The sequence below is a fragment of the Kineococcus deserti genome (genome assembly GCF_050871945.1).
In the GTDB taxonomy this organism is placed as follows: Bacteria; Actinomycetota; Actinomycetes; order Actinomycetales; family Kineococcaceae; genus Kineococcus.
Map to the genome: position 1 here is coordinate 56,362 of NZ_JBJLSI010000027.1, position 13,525 is coordinate 69,886.

A 13,525-nucleotide genomic window follows, 5' to 3' on the forward strand; every position below is an offset into this window, starting at 1 on the left:
GGACGAGTCGGCCGGGCGACCGCGTCGGCCGGGTTTCCCGGTCGCCGAGGAAAGTCCGGACTCCACAGGGCAGGGTGGTGGCTAACGGCCACCCGGCGTGAGCCGCGGGACAGTGCCACAGAAAGGAAACCGCCTCCCCGGGGAACCGGGGCGGTAAGGGTGAAACGGTGGTGCAAGAGACCACCAGCGTGCTGGGTGACCAGCACGGCTAGGCAAACCCCACCCGGAGCAAGACCAGACAGGCAGCGTTCGAGGGCGGCCCGCCCGAGCTGCCGGGTAGGTTGCTCGAGGCGTGCGGCAACGCACGTCCCAGATGGATGGTCGCCGCCCGCTCCTTCGAGCGGGAACAGGATCCGGCTTACAGGCCGGCTCGTCCCCTCACCTCACCGCGTCGCCGACGCGGCCACCGGCCGGGCGTCGCCCGCGACCGTGTCGTGCAGCACCGCCTCGACGGCCGCCACGGTCTGGTCCAGGGAGAAGTGCCGCACGACGTGCCGGCGGCCGGCCAGGCCCAGGCCGGGGTCGGTGCTGCGCCACCGGAGGTTCTCCACCAGCTTGCCGGCGAGGGCGGCCTCGTCCCCGCGGGGGAACAGCAAGCGGCGCAGGTCACCCGTGAGGATCTCGGGGATCCCGCCCACCGCGCTGGCCACCACCGGCCGGCCCGAGGACAGGGCCTCGATGACGACCCGGCCGAACGGCTCCTGCCACTGGGCCGGCAGGACGACGAGGTCGCTGGCGTGCAGCAGGTCCGTGACGTCGTCCTGGGCCGGGAGACGGACGACGCCGTCGGCCCGGTCCCATCCCCGCGGAACCGCCGAGGCGTCGTCGGGGGAGGCGTTGCCCGCGCACACCAGGAGCGCCTCGGGGACCTGCCGCCGCACGTGGGGCCAGGCCCGCAGGAGGCTGCCCAGGCCCTTCTCGGGGACCAGGCGGCCGTAGTGCAGCACGACGGGGACGTCCGGCGGCAGGGACAGCCTCGTGCGGGCGAGGACCTGCTCGTCCGGTCCGCCGGCCGGGTAGCGGGCGGGGTCCACGCCGTTGTGGACGACGACGACCTTGTCGGCCGGGACCCCGGCGTCGACCCACTGCCGCTCGATGAAGTGCGACACCGCGATGAAGGTGTCCACGCCGCGGGCCAGCGCCCGGAACGTCCGGCCGCTGGGGTGGTGGCGCAGGTGCACCACGACGGGGCGCCGCGCGCGCCGCGACGACTTCCCGCCGGCCACCGCCCACAGCATGTGTTCCGGACGGTGGCAGTACACGACGTCGGCGTCGCTGCGCTGCACGGCCCGCACCCCCGGGACGAGGCGCGCGGCGTCGCCCAGCGGGCTCTGCAGCCGCATCGCGAAACCGGGGATCTGGACCAGGTCGGCCGCGAACTGCTCGAACTGCGCACGCAGCGAGCCGTTCTCGCGGAAGACGACCTCCAGTTCGTGACCGCGTCCGGCCAGGGCGCGGCTGACCTGCAGCGTGCTCAGTTCCACACCGCCCAGGGGTTCCAGCCTGTCCACGTTGGTGAGGATCTTCACGGGGTTCCTTCCACCGGCGGGGCCAGGACGCGTGCCCGGCTCGCCAGCGCACCCTTCCAGCCACCCAGCGCGCCGCGGTCCACGGTGACGCGAAGCTGACCGCACGCGGCGGTCCCCTGAACCGACCCCGGCGTCAGGATCCCGTCAGGGACGGAGTCGTCACCAGTCCCACGACGTGGTCGACGACCACCTGCTGCGAGCGCTCGTCCACCGCCGCGTCCCCGCTCGTCAGGGCCCGCACCAGCAGCGAGCCCATGAACAGCTCGGTCGCCTGCGCCGGAGTCGTCCGGCCGGTGAGTTCGCCGCGCGCCGCGGCGCGGTGGAACGCGTCCTCCAGGACCGCCGCGCACCGGTCGACGTACTCGCGCCGGAACCGCTGCGCGACGGCGGGGAACTGCGCCACCTCGTCCACGCACCGTTGCAGGACCTGCCGGCGTGGACTGGAGACCGCGGCGGCGATCCGGGGCGCGAGGGTTCTCAGGTCACCGCGCAGGGTTCCCGTCAGGGGCGGTTCCAGCCGGGCGGTCAGCGTTCCCACGGCCTCCACGGCGAGGTCCTCCGTCGTGGCCCAGCGGGCGTGGACGCCGCGACGGTCGACGCCGGCGCGCGCGGCGACGGCGCGGGTGCTCAGCGCGGCCAGGCCCTTCCCGGCGATCTCGTCGACGGCCGCCGCGAGCACCCTGGCGTCGATCGCGGGATCCCGGGGCCGGCCGCGCCGCACGTCGTCCACGGGTGCATCCTATTCACGTACCACCGTGGTACATCACGAGAGGAGCCCGCTGTGGCGACGATGTACGAGGCGACCGCGACGGCCTGGGGCGGCCGCGACGGCCGGGTCAGCTCGTCCGACGACCGCCTGGACCTGACGCTGTCGATCCCGGCGGGGATGGGCGGCGACGACGGCCCGGGCACCAACCCCGAGCAGATGTTCGCCGCCGGGTACGCCGCCTGCTTCCACAGCGCGCTCAAGGCGGTCGCCCGCAGCCGCAGGGTCGACGTGGCGGACTCGGCGGTGTCCGTGACGGTCGCCGTCACCGGCGGCCTGGCCGAGGGCATCGACCTGGCCGTGAGGATCGAGGCGCAGCTGCCCGGCGTCGAGGAGGCCCTCGCCCGCGAACTGCTCGACGCCGCCCACGCGGGATGCCCCTACAGCCGCGCGACCCGCGGGAACGTCGTGCAGGAGGTCGTCCTCGTCCACGACGAGGACTGAGGCTCCGGCCGGGGTCAGAACTCGGCGGGCGGGGGCTGCAGGTGCGCGTGCCACATCCGTGACAACCGCGGGTTCGCCGGGACCGGGTTGGCCGGGCAGACGACGTCGTGCCGCACGCGAGCGCCCACCGAGTCCTCGTCCTCCCCGTGCTCGCCGTCTGCGGGGACCGCGACGCCGTCCACCACCCGCCAGCGTTCCTCCACCGGGACGCTGGCGGCGAGGACGGACTCCTTGGCGAGCCCGACGCGGTCGCCGGCCGCGCCGGGGTACTCGTGGACCGGGTGACCGCAGTGCGGGCAGTCCACCTCGGTGTAGGGGCGCTCGGCCGCGATCCGCGCCATCCGCCGCACCAGCTGCAGGACGGCCGAGGACTGCTGCCCCAGGGTGGGCGGCAGCCCGCGGGGTTCCTCCACGACAGGCCGGACCGGCGCCGGCGGCGCCGTCGCGCCCGCGAACCGCTCGCGGCAGCCCGCGCACACGGCCACCTGCACCCCGAGCCGTTCCTGGACGCGGACGTCGTCGTCGGGATCCGATCTCCCGCAGAACGCGCAGCTGGCCCGGCCCGGCTCCTCCACCACCCCTCCAGCATGACCGACGCGCTGCGCCGTCCGGGTGGGGTGTCGGTCGAACGGGCCCGCCGCACCCCTGGAACTACGCACAGTGTTCACAGGGGTCGGTCGGCGACCCGCACCGGGACGAGCAGGAGGACCTCCGCGTGAGCGGCCAGCAGTACCCACCCCAGGAGCCGCGGCGACCGGCCGACGTCCCGTTCTTCGCCCCCGGCCGCGGCGAGTACGGCGGGCCCCCCACGCCGTCCGGGCAGCCGTCCGGTCAGCAGTTCGGGCAGCAGTTCGGCCGGTCGTTCGACCAGAACCCCCACGAGCACGCCCCGTCGTGGCAGGGCGATGCCCCGCGGCAGCCCCTGGAGCCCGTCGCGGGCCTGGGGCAGGCGGCCGTCGTCCTCGCCGTCCTCGTCACGGCCTGCGACCTGCTGTCCTCCGGGGTGGACGCGGCGGCCGGCGACACCCTCGGTGGTGCCCTGGTGGTCGTCGTGACGTCCTTCGGCTACCTGGCCGGGATGGTCGCCAACCTCGTCGTGGTCGGGCTCTTCCTCGCCCGGGCCCGCCGCAACGCCGTGCGGATCGCCCCGCACGTGCGCCAGCGGCGAGCCGCGAGCTGGGCGTGGTGGGGCTGGATCGTGCCCATCGCCTCGCTGTTCGTGCCGTACCAGTACGTCAGCGACATCTGGACGGCCTCGCACGAGCGCGCACCCCGGGGCGCCGCGCCGAAGCTCGGGGCCTGGTGGGCGGCGTGGCTGGTCAGCACCTACCTGGGCAGCGCCACGTTCCGGTTCGGTCAGGACGGCGACGTGGGCACCTCGCTGGGGCTCGGTGTCCTGTCGGCCCTGGCGGGCCTGGTCGCCCTCCCGTTCTTCACCGGCGTCGTCCGGTCCATCGCCGCGGCCCAGCGGCCCTGAGGGCCACGACGACGGGTCAGGCCAGCAGCGCCGGCACGACCTCGCGCTCGAACAGTTCGATGCCGCTGGTGTCGGTCGCGGCCTCGGGGAAGTAGAAGTTGGCGTACCCCAGGCCGGCGTCCAGCAGCGGTTTGAGCTTGGCGACGATCTGTTCGGGAGTTCCGACGGCCGCGCCGCCGGGCCCGAGGCCCGCCACCTCGCGTTCGGTCGCCTCGGCGCTGACGTGCTTCTCCAGCACCGCGCGCCGGGCGGCCACCCGGTCGGCGACCTCCCGCTCGTCGCGACCGATGGCGACGTTGTAGTCGGCCGAGCGCACGATGGAACCGAAGTCGCGGCCGACGTCCTTGCAGTGCTGCTCCAGCACGGAGGACTTGTGGGTGAAACCCTCCAGCGTGCCGTCGAAGTTCGTGTAGTCGGCGTACTTCGCGGCCGTGCGCAACGTCTTGCGTTCACCGCCGCCGGCGATCCACATCGGGATGCCGCCCTCCTGCACCGGCAGCGGCCGGTTGATGGCGCCGGACGTCTGGTAGTGCTTGCCCTCGAAGGTCGAGACCCCGTCCTTCCACAACTGGGCCATGATCTGCACGCCCTCGTCGAGACGGGCGAGGCGTTCACCGGCGCTCGGGAACCCGTAGCCGTAGGCGAGCCACTCGTGCTCGTACCAGCCGGCGCCGATGCCCATGTTCACCCGGCCGCCGGAGACGACGTCGACCGTCGTGGCCACCTTCGCGAGGTGGGCGGGGTTCCGGTAGGACATGCACGTGCACATCTGACCCAGCCGGATGCGCTGCGTCGCAGCGGCGAAGGCCGCCATCAGGGTCCACGCCTCGTGGGTGGCCTGGTCGGTGGGCTCGGGGACGGTGTGGAAGTGGTCGAAGACCCAGATCGAATCCCACACGTTCCCGGCGTCGGCGCGCTGCGCCAGCCCGCTCATGACCTTCCAGTGCTCGGCCGGGTCGATCCCGACCAGGTCGTGCTTCCAGCCCTGCGGGATGAACAGGCCGAACTTCAGCCGCGGCGTCGCGTCAGTCATGAACCCGACACTAGTGCGACGAGGTCACCACCGGAAGGTCAGGCCCGTTCGGCCGCGACCCGGGCCGCCAGCGAGGCCGCGCCGATGATGCCCGCGTCGTTGCGCAGCTGCGCCGGGACGATGGGGGTGCGCAGGTCCAGCAGCGGCAGGAACTTCTCGTGCTTCTTGCTCACCCCGCCGCCGACGACGATGAGGTCGGGCCACAGCAGGTTCTCCACGTGGGAGTAGTAGCGCTGCAGCCGCTTCGCCCACTGCGACCAGGACAGGTCGTGCCGGTCGCGGGCGGAGTCGGCGGCCTTCTTCTCCGCGTCGTGGCCGTCGATCTCGAGGTGACCGAGTTCGGTGTTGGGCACGAGCCTGCCGTCGACGAACAGGGCGCTGCCGATCCCGGTGCCCAGGGTCGTGACCAGGACGACGCCGTGGACGCCCTTGCCCGCGCCGAACTCGATCTCGGCGTACCCGGCGGCGTCGGCGTCGTTGACCACCAGCACCGGCCGGCCCAGCGTGTCGGAGAACAACGTCTCCGCGTCGGTGCCGATCCAGGAGGGGTCGACGTTCGCGGCGCTGCGCGCGATGCCGTGCTGGATGACGGCGGGGAAGGTGATGCCCACGGGGGCGTCCTCGGCCAGGCCCGCCAGCGAGGGCAGCGAGGACAGCGCCTTCGCCACCACCGGGGCCACGGCCGCCGGGGTGGCCGGCTGCGGCGTGTCGATGCGCACGCGGTCGGCGGCGAACTCCCCGGCGGCCAGGTCGACGGGGGCGGCCTTGATCCCCGAGCCGCCGATGTCGACGCCCAGGGCGTGGGAGTGGACGGGGCTGCTGGCCGCCCTGCTCGACGCGGGGACCGGGGCGGGAGTCGAGGTGGTCGATGCAGAGGTCACGGCCAACCAGCCTAGGGGTCCGCAGCGGTCCCGGCACCGGTGGAGGCCCCGTGGCGCACGTCCCGGGTGCCGCTGCACCTCAGCCGCGGTAGCCGCCGCTGTCCTTCGGCATGACGATCCACAGCGCGGCGTACACCAGGAACTGCGGTCCGGGCAGGATGCACGACAGGACGAACAGCAGCCGCACGACGTTGGCCGACAGGCCGAAGCGACGGCCGAGGCCGGCGCAGACCCCGGCGACGATCTTGCCGGACTGGGGACGGGACAGGGCGGGTGCGCTCACGGCGGGCTCCTTCGGGTCGGTGGTGAGGGCGGTGGTTCCGCCCACGGCCATCCAACGCCCCGGACCCGCTCCTCGTCCCGCTACCGCAGGCTGATCTTCGCGGGCGGTCCTGCGACCCCGGGAGGACGGGCAGGACTACGGCAGGGTGAGGATCTCCGCGCCCGTCTCGGTCACCACGATGGTGTGCTCGAACTGCGCGGTCCGCTTCCGGTCGCGGGTGACGACCGTCCAGCCGTCCTCCCACATGTCCCACTCGTGGGTGCCCAGCGTCAGCATCGGCTCGATGGTGAAGACCATGCCCGGCTCCATGACCAGGTCGTGCGCCGGCGCCGCGTCGTAGTGCGGCACGACGAGACCGGAGTGGAAGGAGGGGCCCACCCCGTGGCCGGTGAAGTCGCGCACGACGCCGTAGCCGAAGCGCTGGGCGTACTTCTCGATGACGCGGCCGATGACGTTGATCGCCCGTCCCGGCGCGACGGCCTTGATGCCGCGCATCGTCGCCTCGTGGGTGCGCTCGACGAGCAGGCGGGACTCCTCGTCGACCTCGCCGCACAGGTAGGTGGCGTTGGTGTCACCGTGCATGCCGTCGAGGTAGGCGGTGATGTCGATGTTCACGATGTCGCCCTCGGCCAGCACCGTGGAGTCCGGGATGCCGTGGCAGATGACCTCGTTGAGGCTGCTGCACAACGACTTCGGGAACGCCCGGTAGCCCAGCGTCGAGGGGTAGGCGCCGTGGTCGCAGAGGAACTCGTGGCCGATGCGGTCCAGTTCGTCCGTGGTCGTGCCCGGCACGATGTGCTCGGCGACCAGCGCCATGGCCTGCGCGGCCAGCCGCCCCGCGCGGCGGATCCTCTCCACGCCCTCGGCGTCGATGACGTGCGAACCCGTGTAGGGCGTCGGCGCCGGCCGGTCCACGTACTCGGGCCGGGCGATCGCGGCCGGAACCTGCCGTCGCGGCGAGATGACTCCGGCCACCAGGGTGCCGGCAGGTGCGGTGGTCGTGCCCGTGCTCATGCCCCCGAGTCTAGGTCGTGCCTGCTGGGGCGGGTGCGTGGCGCGGGCTGACGGGCCAGGATGCCCCCATGGCCAAGGAGTACTGGTACGACACCTCGACCGGGCAGGTCCAGGAGCTGGAGAAGCGCGGGCAGCAGAAGGACCTGCTGGGGCCCTACACCACCCGCGAGGAGGCCGAGCACGCCCTGGAGCGGGCCCGGGCGCGCACCGCGGCCGAGGACGAGCGCGACCGCGAGGAGGAGGACTGGTGAGCCGGACGACCCCCGGGCACCCCGACAGGGGTGGGGGGGGGCACCCCTGAGGACGTCCGTGCGTTGTCCTGGGTGATCCCCGACGACAGGACGACGGGGCGCCACCATCTCTCCACCGAGGGGTGGATGCCCACGAAGTGTGCGTCGGTCAGGATCGAACGACCGCCCGCGCCGACCTAGGATCGGGGGACGCCCGGAGGTGGGGCGGGCGGAACGCATGTCGAGGACGAGGGGAACCGCCTGATGTCGGAGTCGCTGGACCTGAGCAAGCCGCTGAACCCGCCGGCCGCGCCGGCGACGCCGCCTGCCACGGATCTGCAGCTGACCCCGCCGGCTCCGGTGCCGGTGGTGGCGGACGACCAGGCCGAGGGCATGATCCCCCTCGACGAGGCCACCCGGACGGAGCTGACGCGCAAGGCGCAGGCCTTCGTCGCCGACCTGGCCGCGCAGGACCCGCGCAGCCCGGCCTTCCAGAAGAAGGTCGACGACATCACGCGCATGGGCGAGCAGGAGGTCCGCTCCTCGGCGCAGGTGTCGAACCGGATGCTGGAACGGCCGCAGTCGAGCCTGGCCGGGGCCAAGGGGCAGAAGGCCTCCGGGCCCGGCGCCGACGCCCAGGTGAAGGTCGCGAACACGCTGCTGGAGCTGCGGCAGACGGTGACCGACCTCGACCCGGGGCGCGCCGACCTCAAGGGCGCGAAGAAGATCCTCGGCATCATCCCGTTCGGCGGCAAGATCCAGCGCTACTTCGAGCGCTACCAGGACGCCCAGTCCCAGCTCGACGCCATCATCAAGGCGCTCGCCAGCGGTCAGGACGAACTGCGCAAGGACAACGCCTCCATCGAGTCCGAGAAGCAGAACCTGTGGACCACGATGGGCAAGCTGACCGAGTACGCCACGCTGGCCAAGGCCCTGGACGCCGCCACCGTGAGCAAGATCGACGAGCTGCGGGTGTCCAACCCGCAGGCCGCCGACGCGCTGACGTCGGACGCGCTGTTCCCGATCCGTCAGCGCCACCAGGACCTCCTGACCCAGCTGGCGGTCAGCGTGCAGGGCTACCTGGCGCTGGACTTGGTGCGCAAGAACAACATCGAGCTCATCAAGGGTGTCGACCGCGCGCAGACCACGACGGTCGCGGCGCTGCGGACCGCGGTCATCGTCGCGCAGGCGCTGGCGAACCAGAAGCTGGTGCTGGACCAGATCAACGCGCTGAACACCACGACGAACCAGATGATCCTGTCGACCTCGGAGATGCTCAAGCAGCAGACCGGGCGGATCCACGAGCAGGCCTCGACGGCCATGGTCGACGTGAACACCCTGCAGAAGGCGTTCGACAACGTCTTCGCGACGATGGACGCCATCGACACGTTCAAGCAGCAGGCCGTCGTCAGCATGGCCACGACGGTCGACGCCCTCGAGGGCCAGGTGCAGCGCTCGAAGTCGTACCTGGAGCGGGCCCGCAACGGCGAGCAGGGTTCCGGAGCTGGACAAGGCCCTGCCCTCGAAGGTCCCCGGTGAGTTCCGTGGCACCCTCCCGCGGCGACCAGCGCCCCTCCCGCGCGGTGCGTCAGGCGCGCCCCGCCGCGGCGGAGGGACGCGTGGTGCGGCGGCGTCCGGCCCAGGCGCCGCCGGAACTGGTCTCGCGCCGGTTGCGCAGCCGCACCTGGCGGGCGGCGAACTCCTGGTGGCTGGCGGTCCCCGCCGTGGGTCTGCCGTGGTTGTCGTTCCTCTACATGGGGTTGCGCGGCCGGCGGCCGCAGTGGGTGCTGGCCGCCGTCGCCTACCTGCTGGCGATGGCCGGCGCGGTCACGGCCCTCGGGGTCGGGCTGGCCGCGAACGCGTTGGGGTGGTTGGTGCTCGGGGCGCTGGTCGCCACGGGTACCTGGGGTCTGGGGTTGGTGCACTCGGTCATGGCGAACTCGACGTGGTTGCGCATCAAGGCGGCCTTCACCGGTGAGCCGGTGCTCGAGCACGCGCCGGCGCCGGCTCCGGTCGAACCGGCCCCGCCGGCCGACCCGGTCACCGCGCTGCAGCAGCGGCTGCGCGAGGTCGTGCGCACGGCCAACCGCAACGGCGGCCGGCTGCCCGACGGCGCGGTCCCGGCGGTCCGCGAGATCGAGGACGTCCTGACCCCGCTGCTGGCCCACGTCGCCAAGCGCGGCGCCGAGGTGGAGGAGCTGCACAACCTCGAGGCCATCGTCACCGAGTACCTGCCCGGCGCGCTCGAGCACTACCTGGACCTGCCCGAGGAGTACGCGCTGACCAACCGCGGCCCCTCGGGGACGACCCCGGCCGAGGAGCTGGTGACCCAGTTGCAGCTGCTCGCCGACGGCTCCCGGGACGTGCAGCGGGCGGTGTACGACCACGACGCACGCAAGCTGTCGGTCCAGGGGCGCTTCCTCGACGCGAAGTTCCGCCGGTCGGACCTGGACCTGTGAGAGACCGGTAGGAGGCTGCGGTGGGAGTCGATCTCGGCAAGGACGGCGGGACGGGCAGCGGGCGCGAGCGCGCGCGGCCGGAGCCCCTGCAGGGTCCGCACCACCCCGGTGACGGGCAGGTCGCCCGCACGACCCCACCGCCGGTGCCGTACGAGAAGCGCGAGCCCTCCGTCCCGCAGGAGGAGCCGCAGCAGCAGCCGGCGGGCGCCCGGGGCCTGAGCTCGCACGCCCTGGGCGTGCTGTCCGCCGCCTGGACGGTGGGCTGGATCGTCGCCTTCGCCAACGGCGTCTGGTGGCTGGGCGTCGTCATGATCATGATGGGCGGCCCGCTGGCGGGCTACCTGCGGCACCAGGGGGTGCCGTGGGCTCCCGTGGACCCCGCCGAGCGCGCCCGTCGCCGCCGGCTGCGGCACCAGCGCCGCGCCGAGCGCCACCGCGAGCTGCGCAGCCGTCGCGTGCCGCAGGCCGTCGCGGCACCCCCGGCCACCCCGGACCCGGTGACGGTCGCCGAGCGCCGGCTGGCCGCCGCCGTCGTCACGGCCGAGACGGCCGGTGGGCGCCTGGAGGCCGAATCGCTCGAACTCGTCCGCGAGGTCGACCGGCTCCTGCGCCCGCTGCTGGCCCAGCTGCGCACCCGCGAGGCCGACCCGCAGGTGCGGCACGACCTGGAGACGCTGGCCGGTGAGCACCTGCCGCGCACCCTCGAGGACTACCTGGTCCTGCCCGACGACTACGCCCGGCAGCACCGCACGTCGGCGGGGACGACCCCCGCCGACGAGCTGCGCAGCCAGCTGCAGCTGCTCGTCGAGGGCTGCCGGCAGCTGCGCGACAGCGTCCTGGCCCGGGACGTGGACCGGCAGCAGCAGCAGAGCCGGTTCCTCGAGGCCAAGTTCCGGCGATCGGACCTGGACCTGTAGCTGGACTCGTGGAGGACCTCTGGAAGGAACTGGAGGTGGTGACGGTGGGGATGGAACTCAGCGGGCGCGACGACGGTGCGCCCCCGCGCTACGTCCAGCCCGCCCGGGAGCTGGAGATCGTCCGGCCGCAGGACCTCGAACCACGGCTGGGGGCGAACCTGCCGGTGTTCGGCTGGATCTCCGACCCCGCGTTCCAGGTGCTGCGCTTCGTCGGGCTCGGGGCGTGGATCGTCCTGTACGCGGAACTGTCCTGGGTCTTCGGATTCCTCGCGATGTGGGCCTGGATCGCACTGAACGTGGCCTACGAGAACGAGTCCCGGCGCCGGCGCCGGTTGCGCAAGCACTACCGGCGTGCGGTCAGGCTCGGCTACGCGATCCCGGCGCTGCCGGTGGAGGGCCCGGGCGAGGTGTCCCGGGAGCTGCGGGGGCGCCGTTCCACGCCGCGGGCGGCCGGGGCGGGTGCCGAACCCGACCGGCCGGTCGCCCCGCAGGTCACGGCGGCGGAGAAGGCGCTGGTGGCCACCGTCCGCCGGGTCGACACCAGCGACCGGTTCGACCGGGTCGACGTCGTGCTGGTGCACCAGGTCGCCGACCTGCTCGGCCCGCTGCTGCTGCGCATCGCCGAACGCGGCGGCGACCCGCAGGTCCGGCACGACCTGGAGACGCTGGCGGGGGAGCACCTGCCGCGCACGGTCGACGACTTCCTGGCCCTGCCGCCCGACGTCGCCCGCACCAGCCGCAACGCGGGCGGCACCACCCCGGCCGAGGAGCTGCGCAGCCAGCTGCACCTGCTCGTCGAGGGCTGCCGCACGCTGCGCGAGTCGGTGCACGCGGCCGACGTGGACCGGCAGCAGCAGCAGAGCCGGTTCCTGGAGAACAAGTTCCGCAAGAGCGATCTGGACCTGTAGTGCGGTAGGAAGGGATCATGACCCTCGACGTGCAGCTCGTCGGCTCCACGACCCAGATGGCCGTGGTGACCCTGCGTCCTGGCCAGACGCTGTACTGCGAGGCCGGCAAGTTCCTCTTCTCCTCCGGCGACGTCGTCATGGAGACGAAGCTGACGGCCCCCAGCGGCAAGGAGGGCGGCGGTGGCGGCTTCGGCGGGCTGCTGCGCGGGGCCGCCGCGGCCGGCAAGCGGATGCTGGCGGGGGAGTCCTTCGCCTTCCAGCACTTCCACACCCCCGGCGGCGACGGGCTCCTCGGTCTGGCCGGCGTGCTGCCCGGCGAGATGCGGCACCTGGAGCTGGACGGCAGCACGACGTGGTTCGCCGAGAAGGACGCCTTCGTCGCGGCCGAGGCCGGTGTGCACTTCGACATCGCCTTCTCCGGCCTGGGGCAGGGCGTCATGGGCGGGGAGGGGTTCATCCTCGAGAAGTTCACCGGCCGCGGGTCGCTGCTCATCGCCGGGGCCGGGGACTTCATCGACATCAACCCCGCCGACTACGGCGGCACCGTCCGCGTGGACACCGGCTGCATCGTCGCCTGGGACGACCGCATCACCTACGGCGTCGAGACCGTCGGGCGGCTGAACCGCCAGGGCATCATGAGCGCCGTCTTCGGCGGGGAGGGGCTGACGCTGGCGACGCTGCGCGGCAACGGGCGCGTCATCCTGCAGTCGGTCACCATCGAGGCGTTCGCCAAGGCGCTGGTCAAGAACAGCGCCAAACCCGACCAGCAGGGGATGGGTGCGCTGGGCGGCCTGTTCTCGGGGTCGCGGGACTGACCGGGCACCCTCGGGGCACTTTCCGGTGACGGTGATCGTTGGGCTCACCGTCACACACGACACGCACGAAGGAGCGACACACCATGGGCGTCAGCCTCAGCAAGGGCGGCAACGTCTCCCTGTCCAAGGAAGCGCCGGGGATGACCAAGGCCGTGATCGGCCTGGGCTGGGACGCGAACTCGTTCACCGGCTCGGACTTCGACCTGGACGCGCAGGCGATCATGGTCGGCGCCAACGGCAAGGTCCCCAACGACGGCTACTTCGTCTTCTTCAACCAGCTGAAGTCCCCCGAGGGCTCGGTCGAGCACACCGGTGACAACCGCACCGGTGAGGGCGAAGGCGACGACGAGCAGATCAACGTCGACCTGTCGGGCATCCCGGCCGAGATCGACAAGGTCGTCTTCACCGTCGCCATCTACGACGCCGACACCCGCAAGCAGTCCTTCGGCCAGGTCCGCAACGCCTTCATCCGCGTCGTGAACGCCGAGGGCAACACCGAGGTCGCGCGCTACGACCTGTCCGAGGACGCCTCCACCGAGACGGCCATGGTCTTCGGCGAGCTGTACCGCAACGGCAGCGACTGGAAGTTCCGCGCCGTCGGCCAGGGCTACGCCAACGGCCTGCGCGGCATCGCGACGGACTTCGGCGTCAGCGTCTGACCGCACGCAGCGCACGCGCCGCGGGGGGGGGCCGCCGGGGGGGGGGGGGGGGGGGGGGGGGGCGCGCCCGCCGGGGGGGTTGGTGGTGTGGTGTGCCGCCCGCCCCCCCC

The 13,525-nt window shown here is 72.9% G+C and carries 16 protein-coding genes and 1 other RNA gene; 10 read left to right on the forward strand and 7 right to left on the reverse strand.

Annotated features, from left to right (window positions below; translation table 11 throughout):
* Positions 1-3 precede the first annotated feature (3 nt).
* Positions 4-377, forward strand: an RNA gene (rnpB, locus tag ACRYR2_RS18485) — RNase P RNA component class A.
* 6 nt (positions 378-383) lie between these two features.
* Here the strand turns inward: rnpB and ACRYR2_RS18490 are convergent.
* Positions 384-1,529, reverse strand: a complete 1,146-nt coding sequence (locus ACRYR2_RS18490; RefSeq protein WP_432564363.1) for a glycosyltransferase family 4 protein — start codon at positions 1,527-1,529, stop codon at positions 384-386.
* Positions 1,530-1,662: 133 nt separating this feature from the next.
* Positions 1,663-2,259, reverse strand: coding sequence for a TetR/AcrR family transcriptional regulator (locus ACRYR2_RS18495; protein ID WP_432564364.1), 597 nt, complete (start codon positions 2,257-2,259; stop codon positions 1,663-1,665).
* Positions 2,260-2,319: 60 nt separating this feature from the next.
* On the opposite strand from ACRYR2_RS18495, the gene ACRYR2_RS18500 reads away from it, so the two are divergent.
* Entirely contained in the window at positions 2,320-2,739 is a 420-nt protein-coding gene (locus ACRYR2_RS18500; protein ID WP_432564380.1) for an organic hydroperoxide resistance protein, read from the forward strand.
* Positions 2,740-2,753: 14 nt separating this feature from the next.
* Here the strand turns inward: ACRYR2_RS18500 and ACRYR2_RS18505 are convergent, their stop codons facing one another.
* Entirely contained in the window at positions 2,754-3,317 is a 564-nt protein-coding gene (locus ACRYR2_RS18505) for a DUF6083 domain-containing protein (RefSeq protein ID WP_432564365.1), read from the reverse strand.
* 137 nt (positions 3,318-3,454) lie between these two features.
* On the opposite strand from ACRYR2_RS18505, the gene ACRYR2_RS18510 reads away from it, so the two are divergent.
* Positions 3,455-4,216: a DUF4328 domain-containing protein gene (locus tag ACRYR2_RS18510; RefSeq protein ID WP_432564366.1), complete on the forward strand. Its 762-nt coding sequence runs from the start codon at positions 3,455-3,457 to the stop codon at positions 4,214-4,216.
* 16 nt (positions 4,217-4,232) lie between these two features.
* Here the strand turns inward: ACRYR2_RS18510 and ACRYR2_RS18515 are convergent, their stop codons facing one another.
* From ACRYR2_RS18515 to map, 4 genes are all read right to left on the reverse strand, one after another.
* Positions 4,233-5,228 carry an LLM class F420-dependent oxidoreductase gene (locus ACRYR2_RS18515; protein ID WP_432564381.1) on the reverse strand — a complete coding sequence of 332 codons (996 nt, stop codon included), beginning with the start codon at positions 5,226-5,228 and terminating at the stop codon, positions 4,233-4,235.
* 59 nt (positions 5,229-5,287) lie between these two features.
* On the reverse strand, positions 5,288-6,130 hold the full coding sequence (gene ppgK, locus ACRYR2_RS18520) for a polyphosphate--glucose phosphotransferase (protein WP_432564367.1): 843 nt from the start codon (positions 6,128-6,130) through the stop codon (positions 5,288-5,290).
* A 79-nt stretch (positions 6,131-6,209) separates the two neighbouring features.
* A complete protein-coding gene (locus tag ACRYR2_RS18525) occupies positions 6,210-6,413 on the reverse strand; it encodes a PspC domain-containing protein (protein WP_432564368.1) in 204 nt (67 codons plus the stop codon).
* Between the two features lie 135 nt (positions 6,414-6,548).
* Entirely contained in the window at positions 6,549-7,427 is an 879-nt protein-coding gene (gene map / locus ACRYR2_RS18530) for a type I methionyl aminopeptidase (protein WP_432564369.1), read from the reverse strand.
* A gap of 68 nt (positions 7,428-7,495) precedes the next feature.
* Here map and ACRYR2_RS18535 point away from each other — a divergent pair, with 68 nt between their 5' ends.
* From ACRYR2_RS18535 to ACRYR2_RS18565, 7 genes are all read left to right on the forward strand, one after another.
* The gene (locus tag ACRYR2_RS18535; protein ID WP_432564370.1) at positions 7,496-7,678 is read left to right on the forward strand and encodes an SPOR domain-containing protein; all 183 of its coding nucleotides are present in this window, start codon (positions 7,496-7,498) and stop codon (positions 7,676-7,678) included.
* A 243-nt stretch (positions 7,679-7,921) separates the two neighbouring features.
* Positions 7,922-9,196 (forward strand): toxic anion resistance protein, encoded by a 1,275-nt coding sequence (locus ACRYR2_RS18540; protein ID WP_432564371.1) that lies wholly within the window; start codon positions 7,922-7,924, stop codon positions 9,194-9,196.
* Entirely contained in the window at positions 9,193-10,116 is a 924-nt protein-coding gene (locus tag ACRYR2_RS18545) for a hypothetical protein (protein ID WP_432564372.1), read from the forward strand. The genes ACRYR2_RS18540 and ACRYR2_RS18545 overlap by 4 nt, the downstream gene beginning before the upstream one ends.
* A gap of 20 nt (positions 10,117-10,136) precedes the next feature.
* The gene (locus ACRYR2_RS18550) at positions 10,137-11,033 is read left to right on the forward strand and encodes a hypothetical protein (RefSeq protein ID WP_432564373.1); all 897 of its coding nucleotides are present in this window, start codon (positions 10,137-10,139) and stop codon (positions 11,031-11,033) included.
* 8 nt (positions 11,034-11,041) lie between these two features.
* Positions 11,042-11,941: a hypothetical protein gene (locus ACRYR2_RS18555; protein ID WP_432564374.1), complete on the forward strand. Its 900-nt coding sequence runs from the start codon at positions 11,042-11,044 to the stop codon at positions 11,939-11,941.
* A 17-nt stretch (positions 11,942-11,958) separates the two neighbouring features.
* The gene (locus ACRYR2_RS18560; RefSeq protein WP_432564375.1) at positions 11,959-12,756 is read left to right on the forward strand and encodes an AIM24 family protein; all 798 of its coding nucleotides are present in this window, start codon (positions 11,959-11,961) and stop codon (positions 12,754-12,756) included.
* Between the two features lie 83 nt (positions 12,757-12,839).
* Complete coding sequence (locus ACRYR2_RS18565; RefSeq protein WP_432564376.1) at positions 12,840-13,415, forward strand: TerD family protein; 576 nt, start codon at positions 12,840-12,842, stop codon at positions 13,413-13,415.
* Positions 13,416-13,525 lie beyond the last annotated feature (110 nt).

Excerpts from the sequence above, each read along its gene's own strand:
- map (WP_432564369.1), bottom strand. The coding sequence starts at position 7,427 with ATGAGCACGGGCACGACCACCGCACCTGCCGGCACCCTGGTGGCCGGA.
- ACRYR2_RS18500 (WP_432564380.1), top strand. The coding sequence starts at position 2,320 with ATGTACGAGGCGACCGCGACGGCCTGGGGCGGCCGCGACGGCCGGGTC.
- ACRYR2_RS18565 (WP_432564376.1), top strand. The coding sequence starts at position 12,840 with ATGGGCGTCAGCCTCAGCAAGGGCGGCAACGTCTCCCTGTCCAAGGAA.
- ACRYR2_RS18540 (WP_432564371.1), top strand. The coding sequence starts at position 7,922 with ATGTCGGAGTCGCTGGACCTGAGCAAGCCGCTGAACCCGCCGGCCGCG.
- ACRYR2_RS18560 (WP_432564375.1), top strand. The coding sequence starts at position 11,959 with ATGACCCTCGACGTGCAGCTCGTCGGCTCCACGACCCAGATGGCCGTG.
- ACRYR2_RS18535 (WP_432564370.1), top strand. The coding sequence starts at position 7,496 with ATGGCCAAGGAGTACTGGTACGACACCTCGACCGGGCAGGTCCAGGAG.